At 71.6% G+C, this 17,348-nt stretch carries 13 protein-coding genes and 1 tRNA gene; 12 read left to right on the top strand and 2 right to left on the bottom strand.

Annotation, left to right across the window (positions count from 1 at the left end; translation table 11 throughout):
- Positions 1-537 precede the first annotated feature (537 nt).
- A complete protein-coding gene (locus ACFVH5_RS12175) occupies positions 538-819 on the top strand; it encodes an HU family DNA-binding protein (RefSeq protein ID WP_007382399.1) in 282 nt (93 codons plus the stop codon).
- Between the two features lie 121 nt (positions 820-940).
- On the opposite strand, the gene murA is transcribed toward ACFVH5_RS12175, so the two are convergent.
- On the bottom strand, positions 941-2,287 hold the full coding sequence (gene murA, locus ACFVH5_RS12170; RefSeq protein ID WP_210882209.1) for a UDP-N-acetylglucosamine 1-carboxyvinyltransferase: 1,347 nt from the start codon (positions 2,285-2,287) through the stop codon (positions 941-943).
- A gap of 251 nt (positions 2,288-2,538) precedes the next feature.
- Here murA and ACFVH5_RS12165 point away from each other — a divergent pair, with 251 nt between their 5' ends.
- The 10 genes from ACFVH5_RS12165 to ACFVH5_RS12120 all read left to right on the top strand — a co-directional run bounded on the left by ACFVH5_RS12165 (position 2,539) and on the right by ACFVH5_RS12120 (position 15,538).
- The gene (locus ACFVH5_RS12165; RefSeq protein ID WP_385833448.1) at positions 2,539-3,111 is read left to right on the top strand and encodes a YqgE/AlgH family protein; all 573 of its coding nucleotides are present in this window, start codon (positions 2,539-2,541) and stop codon (positions 3,109-3,111) included.
- Between the two features lie 29 nt (positions 3,112-3,140).
- Entirely contained in the window at positions 3,141-3,455 is a 315-nt protein-coding gene (locus tag ACFVH5_RS12160; protein WP_314411964.1) for a DUF3039 domain-containing protein, read from the top strand.
- A gap of 394 nt (positions 3,456-3,849) precedes the next feature.
- The gene (locus ACFVH5_RS12155) at positions 3,850-5,163 is read left to right on the top strand and encodes an extracellular solute-binding protein (protein ID WP_385833440.1); all 1,314 of its coding nucleotides are present in this window, start codon (positions 3,850-3,852) and stop codon (positions 5,161-5,163) included.
- A gap of 5 nt (positions 5,164-5,168) precedes the next feature.
- Positions 5,169-6,185, top strand: coding sequence for a carbohydrate ABC transporter permease (locus ACFVH5_RS12150; protein ID WP_385833447.1), 1,017 nt, complete (start codon positions 5,169-5,171; stop codon positions 6,183-6,185).
- A gap of 5 nt (positions 6,186-6,190) precedes the next feature.
- Positions 6,191-7,072: a carbohydrate ABC transporter permease gene (locus ACFVH5_RS12145; protein ID WP_384805306.1), complete on the top strand. Its 882-nt coding sequence runs from the start codon at positions 6,191-6,193 to the stop codon at positions 7,070-7,072.
- 1 nt (position 7,073) lies between these two features.
- On the top strand, positions 7,074-8,789 hold the full coding sequence (locus ACFVH5_RS12140) for a beta-N-acetylhexosaminidase (protein ID WP_385833439.1): 1,716 nt from the start codon (positions 7,074-7,076) through the stop codon (positions 8,787-8,789).
- A gap of 277 nt (positions 8,790-9,066) precedes the next feature.
- A complete protein-coding gene (locus ACFVH5_RS12135; RefSeq protein ID WP_107015942.1) occupies positions 9,067-9,960 on the top strand; it encodes a xanthine dehydrogenase family protein subunit M in 894 nt (297 codons plus the stop codon).
- Entirely contained in the window at positions 9,957-11,594 is a 1,638-nt protein-coding gene (locus ACFVH5_RS12130) for a 2Fe-2S iron-sulfur cluster-binding protein (protein WP_385833438.1), read from the top strand. Before ACFVH5_RS12135 ends, ACFVH5_RS12130 begins: the two co-directional genes overlap by 4 nt.
- Positions 11,591-13,900 carry a xanthine dehydrogenase family protein molybdopterin-binding subunit gene (locus tag ACFVH5_RS12125; protein WP_385833437.1) on the top strand — a complete coding sequence of 770 codons (2,310 nt, stop codon included), beginning with the start codon at positions 11,591-11,593 and terminating at the stop codon, positions 13,898-13,900. Before ACFVH5_RS12130 ends, ACFVH5_RS12125 begins: the two co-directional genes overlap by 4 nt.
- Before the next feature lie 411 nt (positions 13,901-14,311).
- Positions 14,312-15,538, top strand: a complete 1,227-nt coding sequence (locus ACFVH5_RS12120) for an SUKH-4 family immunity protein (protein ID WP_385833436.1) — start codon at positions 14,312-14,314, stop codon at positions 15,536-15,538.
- A gap of 80 nt (positions 15,539-15,618) precedes the next feature.
- On the opposite strand, the gene ACFVH5_RS12115 is transcribed toward ACFVH5_RS12120, so the two are convergent.
- Positions 15,619-15,690, bottom strand: a tRNA-Cys gene (locus ACFVH5_RS12115).
- 200 nt (positions 15,691-15,890) lie between these two features.
- Between ACFVH5_RS12115 and ACFVH5_RS12110 the strand changes: the two genes are divergently transcribed.
- Positions 15,891-17,345 carry an MFS transporter gene (locus ACFVH5_RS12110; RefSeq protein WP_385833435.1) on the top strand — a complete coding sequence of 485 codons (1,455 nt, stop codon included), beginning with the start codon at positions 15,891-15,893 and terminating at the stop codon, positions 17,343-17,345.
- The last annotated feature ends 3 nt before the right edge of the window (positions 17,346-17,348 follow it).

Below are 17,348 nucleotides of genomic sequence, written 5' to 3'. Positions count from 1 at the left end.
GGGCCTGGCCGCGCTGTTCCCAGCGCCCCTGAACAGCGGGGCTGCGCCCCTGCTGTTCTCAGCCCGTCCGGCGTTTGAGGACCGGGGGTTCGGGGGCGGAGCCCCTGAGTTCGTGACGGGACGGGTAGGGGCGGCGGGGGCGAGAAAAGCCCGATCGGCGGCAACTGTGACGGTTGCCACCCGGCCCCCGTTCCGGCGCGTCGCCGGACACAGGGCGCAGGCCCGCCTCTAGGGTGGCGGCCATGACTCGGTCCCTGCGGGCCCGCCAGGGCCTCACCGGGCCTGCGGTCCGCTGCCGGGAGCGGACGGAGCGTCACCATTTCGAGGCCGTGGCGCTTTTCGTGTGACTCCCAGGGGTGCCGGATTGGCTTTCCCGCCGCAGGTGGGGGCAGGATGCGTCTTCGGGCGCGAGGGTCCGGCCACGGACCCGGGTCCGGGGACCGCCGAGGACCCTGGCAGCATCGGCTTCGACGTGCCCGATATGCGGCTCCGCCGCGTGGCACGCCTCAACGGCAAGAAGAACACGGGAGTAACAACATGAACCGCAGTGAGCTGGTGGCCGCGCTGGCCGACCGTGCCGAGGTGACCCGCAAGGACGCCGACGCCGTTCTGGCCGCCTTTGCCGAGACCGTCGGTGAGATCGTCGCCAAGGGCGACGAGAAGGTCACCATCCCCGGCTTCCTGACCTTCGAGCGCACCCACCGTGCCGCTCGTACCGCTCGCAACCCGCAGACCGGTGACCCGATCCAGATCCCGGCCGGCTACAGCGTCAAGGTCTCCGCGGGCAGCAAGCTCAAGGAAGCCGCCAAGGGCAAGTAAGCGCTTAGCGCTTAGCGCTTAGCGCTTCGCTGAGAACGCTGATGGGGCGGCACCCGGACTCCGGGTGCCGCCCCATCGTGGTGCGCTGAAAGACGGCCTCGAACGCCGGCCGGGCTGATCGTCAGCCGAGTGCCTTGCCCGGCAGTTCCACCTTCGCGCCCAGCTCGATCAGCTTCTCCATGAAGTTCTCGTAGCCGCGGTTGATCAGGTCGATGCCGTGCACCCGGGACGTGCCCTGGGCCGCCAGCGCCGCGATGAGGTACGAGAAGCCGCCGCGCAGGTCGGGGATGACCAGGTCGGCGCCCTGGAGCTTCGTGGGGCCGGACACGACCGCCGAGTGCAGGAAGTTGCGCTGGCCGAAGCGGCAGCGCGAGCCGCCCAGGCATTCGCGGTAGAGCTGGATGTGCGCGCCCATCTGGTTCAGCGCGGACGTGAAGCCGAGGCGGGACTCGTACACCGTCTCGTGGACGATCGAGAGGCCGGTGGCCTGTGTGAGGGCGACCACGAGGGGCTGCTGCCAGTCGGTCTGGAAGCCCGGGTGGACGTCCGTCTCCAGCGCGATCGACTTGAGCTGGCCGCCGGGGTGCCAGAAGCGGATGCCCTCGTCGTCGATCTCGAAGGCGCCGCCGACCTTCCGGTACGTGTTGAGGAACGTCATCATCGAGCGCTGCTGGGCGCCGCGGACGTAGATGTTGCCTTCGGTCGCCAGAGCCGCGGAAGCCCACGAGGCGGCCTCCAGGCGGTCCGGCAGGGCCGCGTGGGTGTAACCGCCGAGCTTGTCGACGCCCGTGACGCGGATGGTGCGGTCGGTGTCCATCGCGATGATGGCGCCCATTTTCTGCAGGACGCAGATCAGGTCCTCGATCTCCGGCTCGACCGCCGCGTTCGAGAGTTCCGTGACGCCCTCCGCGAGGACGGCCGTCAGGAGCACCTGCTCGGTCGCGCCGACGGACGGGTACGGCAGCTCGATCTTCGTGCCGCGCAGGCGCTGCGGAGCCTCCAGGTACTGGCCGTCCGCGCGCTTCTCGATCGTCGCGCCGAACTGCCGCAGCACCTCGAAGTGGAAGTCGATCGGCCGGCCGCCGATGTCGCAGCCGCCGAGGCCCGGGATGAACGCGTGGCCGAGGCGGTGCAGCAGCGGGCCGCACAGGAGGATCGGGATGCGCGACGAACCCGCGTGGGCGTCGATGTCCGCGACGTTGGCGCTCTCCACGTGCGACGGGTCCATGATGAGCTCGCCCGGCTCCTCACCCGGACGGACCGTCACCCCGTGCAGCTGCAGCAGTCCGCGTACGACCCGCACGTCGCGGATGTCCGGGACATTGCGCAGCCGGCTCGGAGCACTGCCGAGCAGTGCGGCAACCATGGCCTTCGGTACGAGGTTCTTCGCACCGCGGACACGGATCTCACCCTCCAGCGGGGTTCCGCCGTGGACAAGGAGTACGTCGTCTGAGCCGTTGACGGTCATGTATCTCGCGTTCCGATTGGTGGGACAGAGGCGAAGAAGCAAGGGTAATGGCCCCCCACCCCCCTTCAGTAAGCCCGAGGGGCTCTCAGGCACGTCATAGCTTTGCCACAACACGAACCGTGCCTAATCGGACACGTGGGGTCACCGGCGCCCCTGTGCGCTCCACCTGCACCAGTACGCCCTGAGCTGCATTCACGTGGTTACGGGTATTGCCTCCCCGTCCGCGGGGAAGATGCGGGATCATGTCACGCATGACGGAGGTGTCCTCGCTCACAGGGCGGCTGCTCGTGGCCACACCCGCCCTTGCGGACCCCAACTTCGACCGCGCGGTGGTGCTGCTCCTCGACCACGACGAGGAGGGCTCGCTGGGTGTCGTCCTCAACCGCCCGACCCCCGTGGACGTGGGTGACATCCTCGCGGGCTGGGCGGAACTCGCGGGGGAGCCCGGGGTCGTGTTCCAGGGCGGCCCGGTCTCCCTGGACTCGGCGCTCGGGGTGGCGGTGATCCCGGGGGGCGCCTCCGGGGAGCGCGCGCCGCTCGGCTGGCGCCGGGTGCACGGGGCGATCGGACTCGTGGACCTGGAGGCCCCGCCGGAGCTGCTCGCCTCGGCGCTCGGCTCCCTGCGGATCTTCGCGGGGTACGCGGGCTGGGGGCCGGGGCAACTGGAGGGCGAACTGGGCGAGGGTGCCTGGTACGTCGTCGAGTCCGAGCCCGGTGACGTCTCCTCGCCCGCTCCGGAACGGCTGTGGCGCGAGGTGCTGCGCCGTCAGCGCAACGAACTGGCGATGGTGGCCACGTACCCGGACGACCCTTCGCTCAACTGATGTCCCCCGCCTTCAGTACTCTTGCGTTTATGAGCACTCTTGAGCCTGAGACCCAGCCCCAGCGAGGCACTGGGACGGGAACCCTCGTAGAGCCGACGCCGCAGACGTCGCACGGCGACGGGGACCACGAGCGCTTCGCCCACTACGTCCAGAAGGACAAGATCATGGCGAGCGCGCTCGACGGTACGCCCGTCGTCGCACTCTGCGGCAAGGTGTGGGTCCCGGGCCGGGACCCGAAGAAGTACCCCGTGTGTCCCATGTGCAAGGAGATCTACGAGTCCATGGGTGCCGGCGGCGACGACGGCAAGGGCGGCGGCGGTAAGGGCAAGGACGGCGGCAAGTAGCGCACCCGTGGCCTTAGCGGTCTCCCGCGCACCCCTGTACCCCCGTCACCCACGACGCCGTGGGGCCGCGGGGTGCTCTCCCGTGGCGCGCGGTGCGCCGCGTGGCTCGAATGCGACGGAGTACGGCCGCGGCGCCCCGGTGCGGGGTGCCGCGGCTCTGTCGTGTCCGGCTGACCGTCGTGTCCGGCTGATCGGCGGGGCTCGCGGCGCGGTCGGCGTATGCGGCGTATCCGGGGCCTTTGTCCGGGGAGCCCGTTGCACGGAGTGCTTCTGCCGGTCACAGAGTGGTTGAGACCTCTTGTGGGCATGTTCATGTACTCCATAGCCTCCCGGGTGTTGTGCAGCGCAAAACCACCATTGCAGATGCTGCAACGCGCCCCCGGAGGACGCCCCCATGAAGCTCGCACCCCTCTCCGCCCGTATGGCCGCCCCGATCGCCGCCCTCGTCGTCGCCGGGCTCACGGCGACCGCCTGCGCCCCTGAGTCGTCCGACAACTCCGGTGGCAAGGACGAGAAGAGCGGCACCCTGCGGGTGTGGCTCTTCCAGGAGGTCACCAACACGCCGAAGGAGAAGGTGGTCGACGGGGTCGTCACCGCCTTCGAGAAGGCCCACAAGGGCACGAAGGTCGACGTCCAGTACATCCCCGTCGAGACCCGCGCCGAGAAGATCAAGGCCGCCTTCAACGACCCCAAGAGCGCGCCCGACCTCATCGAGTACGGCAACACGGACACCGCCGGGTACGTCAAGGACGGCGGACTCGCGGACGTCAGCGAGGAGTTCACGGACTGGAGCGAGTCCAAGGACACCGACCCGACCGCCAAGCAGTCCGTCACGGTCGACGGCAAGATCTACGGAGCCCCGTACTTCGTCGGGGTGCGCGCCCTTTACTACCGCACCGACATCTTCGAGGACCTGGACCTCGAAGTCCCCAGGACGCAGGCCGAGATGATCAGCACGGCCAAGAAGATCCGGCAGGCGAAGCCGGACCTGTACGGTCTCGCGGTCGGCGGCGCCTACACGTACGGCGCGATGCCGTTCATCTGGTCCAACGGCGGTGAGCTGGCCGAGGGCAAGGGCGGCTCGTACGCCTCGACCATCGACAGCGCCGAGGCCCAGAAGGGCATCAAGGCGTACACCTCGCTCTTCGGCGACGACAACTGTCCGGCCGCCAAGTGCGCGGGCATGGGCGGCAACGACACCGTCACGGCGTTCGCCTCCGGCAAGGCCGGCATGGCCATCGGCGGCGACTTCAGCCACGCGGCGATCGAGGCGGGCAAGGTCAAGGGCAAGTACAAGGTCGTCCCGCTGCCCGGGGTGAAGTCCGGTGAGGTCGCCCCCGCCTTCGCGGGCGGCAACAACCTCGGCGTGCTCAACAGCACCAGCCACCGCACCCTCGCCGTCGACCTGATGGAACAGCTCGCGTCGAAGAAGACGCAGGGCGCGCTCTTCGACGCGATGGGCTTCCTGCCGACGTTCACGGACGTGCGCCAGGACGTCGCGAAGCGCGAGCCGTTCGTCGAGCCCTTCGTGAAGACCCTCGGCTCCGGCGCCAAGTTCGTCCCGGCCTCGCCCGCCTGGTCGCAGATCGACGCGTCCCTGGTCCTGCCGACGATGTTCCAGGAGGTCGTCAGCGGACGTAAGGGCGTGGAGGCCGCCTCCAAGGACGCGGCGAAGAAGATGAACGACGCGTTCAGCTCCGCCGGATGAGCCGGATGACCGACCGGCCGCTCGCGGTGTCCGCCCCGGGGCCGGCCCCGGCGGCCGGACCCGTCGCGCGGGGCTCGTCGGCCGGGACCGCCGTGAAGGCGCCCCGGCCGGGCCGCGGCCCCGCGACGGGCCGCAGATCCCCGCTCGCCCGCGGCGGCTGGACGCCCTGGCTCTACCTCGCCCCCGCGCTCGTCGTCATCGGCGGCCTGCTCGTCTACCCCGTCTACCAGCTCGGCCTGATCTCGTTCCTGGAGTACACCCAGGCCCAGGTCAGCGGCGGGGAACCGACGTCCTTCCAGGGCTTCGGGAACTACGCGACGCTCTTCCGCGACGAGCAGTTCTGGCAGGTCCTGCTCGCCACCGTGGTGTTCGCGTCGGCGTGCGTCGTGTCGACCCTGGCGGTCGGCTGCGCGCTCGCCGTCCTCCTGACACGTGTCCGTGCCGTCCCCCGGCTCGCCCTGATGCTCGCCGCCCTCGGCGCCTGGGCGACCCCCGCGGTCACCGGGTCCACGGTATGGCTGCTCCTGTTCGACCCCGACTTCGGCCCGGTCAACCGGGTCCTGGGACTCGGCGACCACTCCTGGACGTACGGCCGGTACAGCGCCTTCGCCCTCGTCCTGCTCGAAGTCGTCTGGTGCTCCTTCCCGTTCGTGATGGTCACCGTGTACGCCGGAATCCGCGCCGTGCCCTCCGAGGTCCTGGAGGCCGCCTCCCTGGACGGCGCCTCCCAGTGGCGGATCTGGCGCTCGGTGCTCGCGCCGATGCTCCGCCCGATCCTCGTGGTCGTCACCATCCAGTCCGTCATCTGGGACTTCAAGGTCTTCACCCAGATCTACGTCATGACGAACGGCGGCGGCATCGCGGGCCAGAACCTCGTCCTGAACGTGTACGCGTATCAAAAGGCCTTCGCGTCCTCCCAGTACGGCCTCGGGTCGGCGATCGGAGTGGTGATGCTGCTGATTCTGCTGGCGGTCACGCTCGTCTATCTGAGGCTGCTGCGAAGGCAGGGGGAAGAGCTGTGAGTTCCGTGACGTCCGGCGATTCCGTGCGGACCGGATTCGTGCGAAACCTCGTACGCCGTTCCGTGCGACGGCCGTGGCGGCTGGCCGCCGAGGTCTCGGCGCTGCTGATCGCGGCGGTGGTCGCATTCCCCCTCTACTGGATGGTGCTCAGTGCCTTCAAACCGGCCGGGGAGATCGAGTCGAGCGAGCCCCGGCCCTGGACGCTCTCCCCGTCGCTGGATTCCTTCCGGCGGGTCTTCGGGCAGCAGGAATTCGGCCGTTACTTCCTCAACAGTCTTGTCGTGGCGGTCACCGTCGTCGCCGTCTCGGCACTCATCGCGTTTCTCGCCGCGACCGCCGTGACACGATTCCGCTTCCGCTTCCGGACCACCCTGCTGATCATGTTCCTGGTCGCCCAGATGGTGCCCGTCGAGGCACTGACGATCCCCCTCTTCTTCCAGATGCGGGACTTCGGTCAGCTCAACACCCTGGGCGCGCTGATCCTGCCGCACATCGCCTTCTCCCTGCCCTTCGCGATCTGGATGCTGCGAGGCTTCGTGAAGGCCGTCCCCGAGGCGCTGGAGGAGGCCGCACACATCGACGGGGCGAGCCGGACGCGGTTCCTGTGGCAGATCCTTTTCCCGCTGGTCTTTCCGGGTCTCGTCGCCACCAGCGTGTTCTCGTTCATCTCCGCCTGGAACGACTTCCTGTTCGCCAAATCCTTCATCATCAGCGACACCTCGCAGTCCACGCTGCCGATGGCCCTCCTCGTCTTCTACAAGCCCGACGACCCGGACTGGGGCGGCGTGATGGCCGGTTCCACGGTGATGACGATTCCCGTGCTGATCTTCTTCGTACTCGTACAGCGGCGCCTGGTCTCCGGACTCGGCGGCGCGGTGAAGGACTGACGTGAACGACACGACACCCGTGGCCCCGACCCCCGACGCCCCGGCCGGGGTGATCCCGGCGCCCCGCTCCGTGCGGGAGTCCGCCCGCCCGGGGGTGCCGCTCGACGCGGCCACCACCCTGTCGGCGGGCCCCGGCACGGGCACCACCGAACGCTGGCTGCGCCTCACCCTCGGCGCCGCCCTCGGGCTTTCGCTGCCGCCCGCCCCCGAAAGCGCAGGCGGCCCCGAAAACACGTCCGGCACCGAAAGCGCGACCGGTGCGGAAAACGCCCCGAACACCGTGCGGTTGCGTATCGACGAGTCCCTCCCGCCGGAGGCCTACGTACTCGACGCCGATTCCGGACGGGGCATCGAGATCCGCGGCGGAAGCGGCGCCGGAGTGTTCTGGGGAGCCCAGACACTGCGTCAGCTCATCGGCCCCGAAGCCTTCCGGCGGGCACCAGTCCGGCCGGGCGTCACCCACGTCGTCCCGAACCGGACCATCGAGGACGCACCGCGATTCGGCTGGCGCGGTCTGATGCTCGACGTCTCGCGGCACTTCATGCCGAAGGACGGCGTCCTGCGCCAACTCGACCTGATGGCCGCGCACAAGCTCAACGTCTTCCACTTCCACCTCACGGACGACCAGGGCTGGCGTATCGAGATCAAGCGGTATCCGAAGCTCACGGAGACCGGATCATGGAGGGCACGCACCAAATTCGGTCATCGCGCCTCGCCCGACTGGGAGGAGAAGCCGCACGGGGGCTTCTACACCCAGGACGACATCCGCGAGATCGTCGCGTACGCCGCCGAACGGCATATCGCCGTCGTCCCCGAAATCGACATCCCGGGGCACTCGCAGGCCGCCATCGCCGCATATCCGGAACTCGGCAACACCGATGTCATCGACACGCACTCCCTCTCCGTCTGGGACACCTGGGGCGTCTCCAAAAACGTACTCGCACCCACTGACAACGCCCTTCGCTTCTACGAGGGCGTCTTCGAGGAACTCCTCGGCCTGTTCCCCTCGGAGTTCATCCACGTCGGCGGCGACGAGTGCGCCAAGGACCAGTGGAAGGCGTCCCCCGCCGCACAGGCGCGGATCACCGAACTGGGCCTCGCGGACGAGGACGAACTGCAGTCCTGGTTCATCCGCCACTTCGACGACTGGCTGAGCGCGCGAGGACGCCGGCTGATCGGCTGGGACGAGATCCTGGAGGGCGGACTCGCCCCGGGCGCCGCCGTCTCCTCGTGGCGCGGATACCGGGGCGGCATCACGGCCGCACGGGCCGGGCACGACGTCGTCATGTGCCCCGAGCAGCAGGTGTACCTCGACCACCGGCAGGCCGAAGGACCCGACGAGCCCGTGCCCATCGGCTTCGTGCGCACCCTGGAGGACGTCTACCGCTTCGAGCCCGTTCCGCCGGAGCTGACCCCCGCTCAGGCGCGGCACGTGCTGGGCACTCAGGCCAACCTGTGGACCGAGGTGATGGAGGACCGGGCCCGCGTGGACTACCAGGCGTTCCCGCGGCTCGTGGCCTTCGCGGAGGTCGCCTGGAGCGCCCTGCCCCCGCCCGCGGAACGCGACTTCGCGGATTTCGAGGAGCGAATGACCGCGCACTACGCGCGACTTGACGCCCTGGGAGTCGCCTACCGGCCGCCCGCCGGGCCGTTGCCCTGGCAGCGGCGCCCCGGGGTCCTCGGACGCCCGATCGAGGGGCCGCCCCCGAACGTGTGAGGCGGCTCCCGGAGGGTGTCGTCCGGCGCGGCACCCCGGGACGGCGGCCCCCGCGGAGAAAGGCACCCAAGAGGCTACGAAAACCGCCAATTGGCTCCGGTGGGCGATGTGGTGCGAAAACGGACCATCCGCTGGTGGCGGGTAGGAATGCCTCCTAGCGGACCCCCGCGTCGGGGAACCGGGAAGATGTGCCAGAGTTGCCACGTCCGCCCTGTCAGCACGTACCGTACGGCAACACAGGTGGGACCAGGTGGGGCAGCGGGAAGGGGCAGCCGGTTTGACCACGCACGCACCGCAGGCGGCGCACGCCGTGACGCTGCCCGCCTCACTCGACGAGGCCGTGGCGGCGCTCGCAGCCATGCCCGCCGCCGTTCCCGTGGCCGGCGGCACCGACCTCATGGCCGCCGTCAACTCCGGCCAGCTGAGGCCCGCCGCACTCGTCGGCCTCGGCCGCATCAGCGAGATCCGCGGCTGGCAGTACCAGGACGGCCACGCGCTCCTCGGCGCGGGCCTCACCCACGCCCGTATGGGGCGCCCCGACTTCGCCGCCCTCATCCCGGCCCTCGCGGCCGCCGCGCGGGCCGCCGGACCCCCGCAGATCCGCAACGCGGGCACCCTGGGCGGCAACATCGCCTCGGCGTCGCCCACCGGGGACGCGCTCCCGGTGCTGGCCGCGCTGGAAGCGACCCTCATCATCGCCTGCCCGGGCGGCGCCCGCCGTGAGATCCCCGTGTCGCACCTGCTCGCGGGCATGGAGATGCTCCGCGGCGGCGAACTCATCGGGTACGTGCGCGTGCCGCTGCTGCACGCGCCCCAGGTCTTCCTGAAGGCGACCGGACGCACCGGCCCGGGGCGCGCCATCGCCTCCGTGTCGCTCGTCCTCGACCCCGCCAGGCGCGGAGTGCGGTGCGCCGTCGGTGCCATAGCGCCGATGCCGCTGCGCCCCCTGGACGCCGAACAGTGGGTCGCCTCGCTGATCGACTGGGACAACAACCGCGCGATCGTGCCCGAGGCGCTGGCCGCCTTCGGCGAGTACGTCGCCGCGGCCTGCATCCCCGACGCGGCCCCCGAGGAGGACGGTTCCGTCCCGCCGCTGCCGCCCGCCGTACTGCACCTGCGGCGCACCGTCGCCGCGCTGGCCCGACGAGCACTGGGGAGGGCACTGTCGTGACCGACGACCAGCACGGAGATCAGCACGGTGAGGGCGGGCCCCGCGCGGGCAGCCGCTGGGACCCGCTGCCCCAGGGCGACTACGACGACGGCGCCACCGCCTTCGTCAAGCTCCCCGAAGGGGGCATCGACGCCCTCCTCGCGGACTCGCCGCTCGCCGCGCCCGGCCACGGCTACGTACCGCCGCCGATAACGGTCGCGCCCGGCACGGGTGCCGAGAACGACCCCGGGTCCGCCGGCTCCTGGGGCGCACCGCCCGAGGCGGCCGGCCACGGCCAGCGGCAGGACGTACGGTGGCCCGACCCGAACGCCCTCCCCGAAGAGCACCTGCAGCCCCCCCAGGACCAGTTCGCGTACAACCCCGGGGCCACCGGCCAGTGGGACTTCGACCAGCCCGCACAGGGCGGCCAGGGCCCGCAGGGACACGACGGGACGGGACACGACGGGACGGGACACGACGGGACGGGGCACGACCCCTCGGGTCAGGACGTCACCGGACAGTGGTCCATCCCGCTCGCCGACGGTGATCTGACGGACGAGTCCGGCGAGTTCACCACGTCCTCGCTCGTCGAGCAGTGGGGCGGCAGTCCGCCCGCCACGCTGCCGGGCGGAGCGGCCGCTCCCTGGGCCAACGAGCCCTGGGCCCAGCAGCCGCCCGAGCAGCAGCAGCCCGCCGACGGGACCGGTCCGCACGCCCCCGCCGAGCACGGCGCCGCCGAGATCATCGACGTCTCCGGAGCGCACGCCGACGAGATCGCCGTCTCCGTGGAGCGCGACCAGGGCCGCGACGACGGACGCGACGAACCCTCCGGGGCCGCGTCCCGGCACGACCACCAGGAGTTCGCGGACGACCCCGCGGGCGACCCGGAGGCGGCCTCCACGGAGGAGCCGGGCGAAGAGACTCCCGACGCCCCGTCCGACGCGTCGGACGCGTCCTTCACGGACACCGGGGCCGCCGAGGAGTCCGGGTCCGACGACCCCCAGGGCATCGCCCCGCACAACGACCACCCCCTCGCCTCGTACGTCCTGCGGGTGAACGGCGTCGAGCGGCCCGTGACGGACGCCTGGATCGGCGAATCGCTGCTGTACGTACTGCGTGAGCGCCTCGGCCTCGCGGGCGCCAAGGACGGCTGCTCGCAGGGCGAGTGCGGCGCCTGCAACGTCCAGGTGGACGGCCGGCTCGTCGCGTCCTGCCTGGTGCCCGCCGTGACCGCCGCCGGGAGCGAGGTGCGCACCGTCGAGGGCCTCGCCGCCGACGGGCAGCCCTCGGACGTCCAGCGGGCCCTCGCCAGGTGCGGTGCCGTGCAGTGCGGATTCTGCATCCCGGGCATGGCGATGACCGTGCACGACCTCCTTGAGGGCAACCCGGCGCCGACCGACCTGGAGACCCGCCAGGCCCTGTGCGGCAACCTGTGCCGCTGCTCCGGCTACCGGGGCGTCCTGGACGCCGTACGCGACGTCGTGGCCGAGCGAGAGGCCCACACGGCCGCCGAGCACGCCGGGGACGGCGACGAGGCCCGTATCCCGCACCAGGCGGGCCCCGGCGGCGGAGGCGTCAACCCGTCCGCGTTCGAGCCCCACCAGTCCAACCAGCCCCACGAGCAGCCCTACGGTCAGGACGGAGGCCAGGCGTGAGCAACGACACCGCCACCGCGACCACCGCGCAGCCCGGCACCGCACCGGAACCGCCGCCGCACGGTCTCGGCGTGTCCCTGCCGTCCGCGGAGGCCCGCGCCAAGACGGAGGGCACCTTCCCGTACGCGGCGGACCTGTGGGCCGAGGGCCTCCTGTGGGCCGCCGTCCTGAGATCACCGCACCCGCACGCGCGCATCCTGTCCGTCGACACCACCCACGCGCGCGAGATGCCCGGCGTCCAGGCCGTCATCACCCACGAGGACGTGCCCGGCACCGCGCTGCTCGGCCGCGGCAGGGCCGACCGCCCGGTCTTCGCCTCCGACGTCGTGCGCCACCACGGAGAGGCCATCGCGGCCGTCGCCGCCGACCACCCCGACACCGCGCGCATGGCCGCCGCGGCCGTCATCGTCGAGTACGAGATCCTCGACCCGGTGACCGACCCGGAGCAGGCCTTCGAAGCCGAGCCCCTGCACCCCGACGGCAACCTCATCCGCCACATCCCGCTGCGCCACGGCGACCCGGACGCGGCCGGAGACGTCGTCGTCGAGGGCCTCTACCGCATCGGCCGCCAGGACCCCGCCCCGATCGGCGCGGAGGCCGGCCTCGCCGTGCCCCGCCCCGACGGCGGGGTCGAGCTCTACGTGGCCTCCACCGACCCGCACACCGACCGCGACACGGCCGCCGCCTGCTACGGCCTGGAGCCGGAGCGCGTGAAGGTCGTCGTCACCGGCGTGCCCGGCGCCACCGCGGACCGCGAGGACCAGGGTTTCCAGCTCCCCCTGGGGCTGCTCGCGCTCAAGACCGGATGCCCGGTCAAGCTGACCGCGACCCGCGAAGAATCCTTCCTCGGGCACGTCCACCGGCACCCCACCCTGCTGCGCTACCGCCACCACGCGGACGCCGAGGGCAGGCTGATCAAGGTCGAGGCGCAGATCCTCCTCGACGCGGGCGCGTACGCGGACACCTCCTCGGAGGCCCTGGCCGCCGCCGTCTCCTTCGCCTGCGGCCCCTACGTCGTCCCGAACGCCTTCATCGAGGGCTGGGCCGTACGCACCAACAACCCGCCCTCCGGACACGTACGCGGCGAGGGCGCCATGCAGGTGTGCGCCGCCTACGAGGCCCAGATGGACAAGCTGGCCAAGAAGCTCGGCGTCGACCCCGCCGAGCTGCGCCTGCGCAACGTACTGGCCACCGGGGACGTCCTGCCGACCGGCCAGACGGTCACCTGCCCGGCCCCCGTGGCCGAACTGCTCCAGGCCGTCCAGGACCACCCGCTGCCCGCCCTCCCCAAGGACACCCCCGAGGACGAGTGGCTGCTCCCCGGCGGCCCCGAGGGCGCCGGGGAACCCGGCGCCGTACGGCGGGGCGTCGGCTACGCCCTGGGGATGGTCCACATGCTCGGCGCCGAGGGCACCGACGAGGTCTCGACGGCCACCGTGAAGGTCCACGACGGCATCGCCACCGTGCTCTGCGCGGCCGTGGAGACCGGCCAGGGCTTCACCACGCTGGCCCGGCAGATCGTCCAGGAGACGCTCGGCATCGAAGAGGTCCATGTGGCCTCCGTGGACACCGACCAGCCCCCGGCGGGCCCCAGCGCCCGCGGCCGGCACACCTGGGTGTCCGGCGGCGCCGTCGAACGGGCCGCCAAGATGGTCCGTACGCAGCTGCTGCAGCCCCTGGCCCACAAGTTCGGCATGTCCACCGAACTGCTCCAGATCACCGACGGCAAGATCACCTCGTACGACGGCGTGCTGTCGACGACCGTCGCCGAGGCGATGGACGGCAAGGAGCTGTGGGCGACCGCGCAGTGCCGCCCGCACCCCACCGAGCCGCTGGACGGCGCGGGCCAGGGCGACGCCTTCGTGGGCCTCGCCTTCTGCGCGATCCGCGCGGTGGTGGACGTGGACATCGAGCTGGGCTCGGTGCGCGTGGTCGAACTGGCGCTCGCCCAGGACGTGGGCCGCATCCTGAACCCCGCGCAGCTCACCGCCCGTATCGAGGCCGGCGTCACCCAGGGCATCGGCGCCGCCCTCACGGAGAACCTGCGCACCGCGCGCGGGCTCGTCCGCCATCCCGACCTCACCGGGTACTCGCTGCCGACCGCCCTCGACGCCCCCGACATCCGCATCGTCAAGCTCGTCGAGGAGCGTGACGTGGTCGCGCCCTTCGGAGCGAAGGCCGTCAGCGCGGTACCGGTCGTCACGTCCCCCGCGGCGGTCGCGTCCGCGGTCCGGGCGGCCACGGGACGCCCCGTGAACCGGCTGCCGATAAGGCCCCAGGCGGCCGTGGTGACGGCGACGCAGTGAGGTACGTGCCGGACGCCGGATGAGCGGTGGACGGCGGTGCGGTCCTACACGCGCGTCTGTCTGACGGGGACGCGATCCCGGCGGGCCCGGAGCGGGCCCGGAGTCGGCCCGCGTCCGCTGAGTCGGCTCGCGGGACTTGGCGGGACTTGGCGGGACTCGGGCGGAACTGACGGTGAGTCAGCGGGAGATCGGTGAGAAGCCGCTGGTCAGCGCGATCCAGGGGCGTTGTCAGTGGTGCCGGGTAGTGTTCTGGTCTGTGGGGGAGGACCGCTGGGCGGCGGGCCGTTTCCGGGTGTTTCGAGGCGCATCCGGATGCCTCGGCGTGCGTGGCGGCGCGCCTGGGCGCATGGCTGCGTGCCGCCCGGCCCGGTCCTGCCGGGGGGACTGCGAACAACGATCCGCGGGGGAACGATGGGCACGACGGACACCGGCATCGGCACCAACAGCGGCACCGACATCAACACCGACACCGACATCGGCATCGGCACCGAGAAGATCACTCTGCACGAGGACGCACTGGACCCGTACGTCACGCACCCACCGACGCGCCGCTGGCTGACGGGACCCGGACTGCCGGGCGACAGCGGCCTGTTGACCTTCGAGGCCCTGCGCGGGGACGGACTGCGCACGGTGGGGGACTCGACGGGAGACCCGGCCGCCCTTCCGCCCGAGCTGCGCGAGCAGTTGGTGATCGGCGCGCTGCGGGACCCCGCCGGCCCGGAGACGGAGTCGGTGCTGCTCGACGGAGCGACGGGCGAGGTGTCCACCACGTTCTTCCTCCACGACCGCCCCGACCTGATGGACCGCGTCCCGCTCGCCCCCTCCCTCCGGACGCTCACGGACTTCGTGACGGCGACGGACGAGATGTCCGCGAGGAGAGGCCAGTTCGCGTCCTACGAGGGCCGGTTCGGCCCGAAGGCCGTCACCGCGATGTCGCGGCAGCTGCTGGCGCTGTTCGAGGAGGGCGTCGACGGCGAGGTCCCGCCGTTCTGGAAGATGGCCGCGCTGATCCGCCCGATGGCCCTGGTCGCGGGCGCACCGGCCGACTCCGCACTGACCCTCGACCTCCCGGCCCGCCTGCTGGACCAGGAGTTCGGGCACGGCCGGGTGGTGCGCTTCGAGGACGTCGACTTCCCCGCGGCCCTCGCGCACGAGCCGACGCGGCACTTCCTGCGCGAGACGGGCCTGCCCGAGGACGGCTTCCTGTTCCAGCTGGACACGGACGTACCGCTGCCGACGCTCGCCGAGTACTACGAGGACGAGCGCCCGGACGTGTTCACCCCCGACCAACTCCCGCGCGACGCGCACCAGTTGATCCGCCTGGGTCACCTGATCGAGGACAACAGCCTGATCGTGGACGGCGAGACGGGCGCGATCCTCGACTGGAGCGAGCCCGACGCCACGCTGTACGCCCTGAACACGGACGTCTCGACCCTGGCCTTCACCCTGTGGCTGCTCCACCGCGAGCGGACGATCGACGAGTCCCTCTCCCACGAACTGACGGAGGAGGCCTACGACCAGCTCGCCACGACGATGACGCAGACCCTGTCGACGGTCGACCCCACAGGCGCCGCCCCGGGGTCGGAGTGGCACTACTGGACGGAGATGTTCCAGGACGAGGCGGGAGGGGTCCTCTGAGGCGCCCAGGGCCGCGCTGACCGCCCGCACACGACGCAGGGCCGACCACCCGAAGGCAGCCGGCCCCGACACCGGACCAGAGGCCGTGGCGGGAATTGAACCCACGTGCCTCGCTTTGCAGGCGAGTCCCTAAGCCACTCGGGCACACGGCCAAGCTCGAGTCCGTCGTTCCGGACTCGTTGTGTCGACCGTACGGGCCGGGGTGGGCGTGGCCAAGGGTGTCGTGGGCGCTGCAACGGGACTGCCATGCCGCGTTCACAAAGGGCGGGGCGGGGTCGTACGACCAAGGTCTCAGGTCGGGGCCGTCTTCCGACAGGGGTCAAGGTCGGTCTTGCCCCTTACCCTGGCGAACATGACCTCCCTGGAACCGGGCGACACCGGCGTCGCCGCCACCCCGAGCGCACCGATCGAAGACGTCTCCCCGGACGGCGTGCTCAGCCGTCCGTACCGGGCGCTGAGCATCGGGATCGTGTCCGTCGTGCTGCTGATCGCCTTCGAGGCGACGGCCGTCGGGACGGCCATGCCGGTGGCGGCGCGGGAGCTGGACGGGATCTCGCTGTACGCGTTCGCGTTCTCCGGGTACTTCACGACGAGCCTGTTCGGCATGGTGCTCGCCGGGCAGTGGTCCGACCGGGCCGGCCCGCTGGGGTCCCTCACCGCGGGGATAGGCGCCTTCGCGGCGGGGCTGCTGCTGTCCGGGACGGCCGGGGCCATGTGGCTGTTCATCCTCGGCCGGGCCGTACAGGGCTTGGGCGGGGGGCTGGTGATCGTCGCGCTGTACGTGGTGGTGGGGCGGGCGTATCCGGCCCGGCTGCGCCCGTCGATCATGGCGGCGTTCGCGGCGAGCTGGGTGGTTCCGTCCATCGTCGGCCCCCTCGCCTCCGGCGCGGTCACCGAGCACCTCGGCTGGCGCTGGGTCTTCGTCGGCGTACCGGTGCTGGTCCTCCTGCCGCTGGCGCTCGCGCTGCCGCAGATACGCAGGCGGGCGTCCGGACCGGAGGAAGGGACCCTTCCGGCCCCCTTCGACCGGCGGCGCATCCGGCTGGCGCTGGGTATCTCCGCGGGCGCGGGACTGCTGCAGTACGCCGCCCAGGACCTGCGGTGGCTGTCCCTGGTCCCGGGTGCGGCGGGGGCCGCGCTGCTCGTCCCGGCGGTCCTCGGGCTGCTGCCGCGAGGCACCTACCTGGCGGCGCGCGGGCTGCCGTCCGTGGTGCTGCTGCGCGGCGTGGCCGCCGGTTCCTTCATCGCGGCGGAGTCCTTCGTGCCGCTGATGCTGGTCACCGAGCGGGGCCTGTCGCCGACACTCGCCGGGTTCTCCCTCGCGGCCGGCGGCGGCACCTGGGCGCTGGGTTCCTTCGTGCAGGCGAGGGCGCGCGTGGAGCCGTACCGGGAGCGGCTGATGATGCTGGGCATGGTGCTGACCGCGGCCGCCATAGCCGCCGCGCCGGCCGTGCTGATCGACGGCGTGCCGGTGTGGACGGTGGCGGTGGCCTGGGCGTTCGGCTGCTTCGGGATGGGCCTGGTGATCTCCTCCACCAGCGTTCTGCTGCTCCACCTCTCCGCCCCCGGCCAGGCCGGCAACAACTCCGCCGCCCTCCAGATGTCCGACGGCCTCGCCAACGTCGTCCTCCTCGCCGCGGGCGGCGCGGCCTTCGCGGCACTCGGCGGCGGCACGGTCACCCATGCGGCCACCCAGGCCTCCGGCGGTCACCCGGCGGCGTTCGTGGCGGTGTTCCTGCCGATGGCGGCGGTGGCACTGGTGGGAGCGTGGGTGACGACGCGGCTGCGGGTCCCTTCGGCGGGCTGAGTC

Origin of the sequence: Streptomyces sp. NPDC127119, assembly GCF_042677425.1 — a bacterium.
In the GTDB taxonomy this organism is placed as follows: Bacteria; Actinomycetota; Actinomycetes; order Streptomycetales; family Streptomycetaceae; genus Streptomyces.
Note: the sequence above shows the minus strand (reverse complement) of the source record. Positions and strands in the feature narration are given on the sequence as shown.

What these genes read in the sequence shown, in the direction of transcription:
- ACFVH5_RS12155 (WP_385833440.1), top strand. Translation starts at nt 3,850, where the DNA reads ATGAAGCTCGCACCCCTCTCCGCCCGTATGGCCGCCCCGATCGCCGCC.
- ACFVH5_RS12165 (WP_385833448.1), top strand. Translation starts at nt 2,539, where the DNA reads ATGACGGAGGTGTCCTCGCTCACAGGGCGGCTGCTCGTGGCCACACCC.
- murA (WP_210882209.1), bottom strand. Translation starts at nt 2,287, where the DNA reads ATGACCGTCAACGGCTCAGACGACGTACTCCTTGTCCACGGCGGAACC.
- ACFVH5_RS12175 (WP_007382399.1), top strand. Translation starts at nt 538, where the DNA reads ATGAACCGCAGTGAGCTGGTGGCCGCGCTGGCCGACCGTGCCGAGGTG.
- ACFVH5_RS12110 (WP_385833435.1), top strand. Translation starts at nt 15,891, where the DNA reads ATGACCTCCCTGGAACCGGGCGACACCGGCGTCGCCGCCACCCCGAGC.
- ACFVH5_RS12120 (WP_385833436.1), top strand. Translation starts at nt 14,312, where the DNA reads ATGGGCACGACGGACACCGGCATCGGCACCAACAGCGGCACCGACATC.
- ACFVH5_RS12150 (WP_385833447.1), top strand. Translation starts at nt 5,169, where the DNA reads ATGACCGACCGGCCGCTCGCGGTGTCCGCCCCGGGGCCGGCCCCGGCG.
- ACFVH5_RS12160 (WP_314411964.1), top strand. Translation starts at nt 3,141, where the DNA reads ATGAGCACTCTTGAGCCTGAGACCCAGCCCCAGCGAGGCACTGGGACG.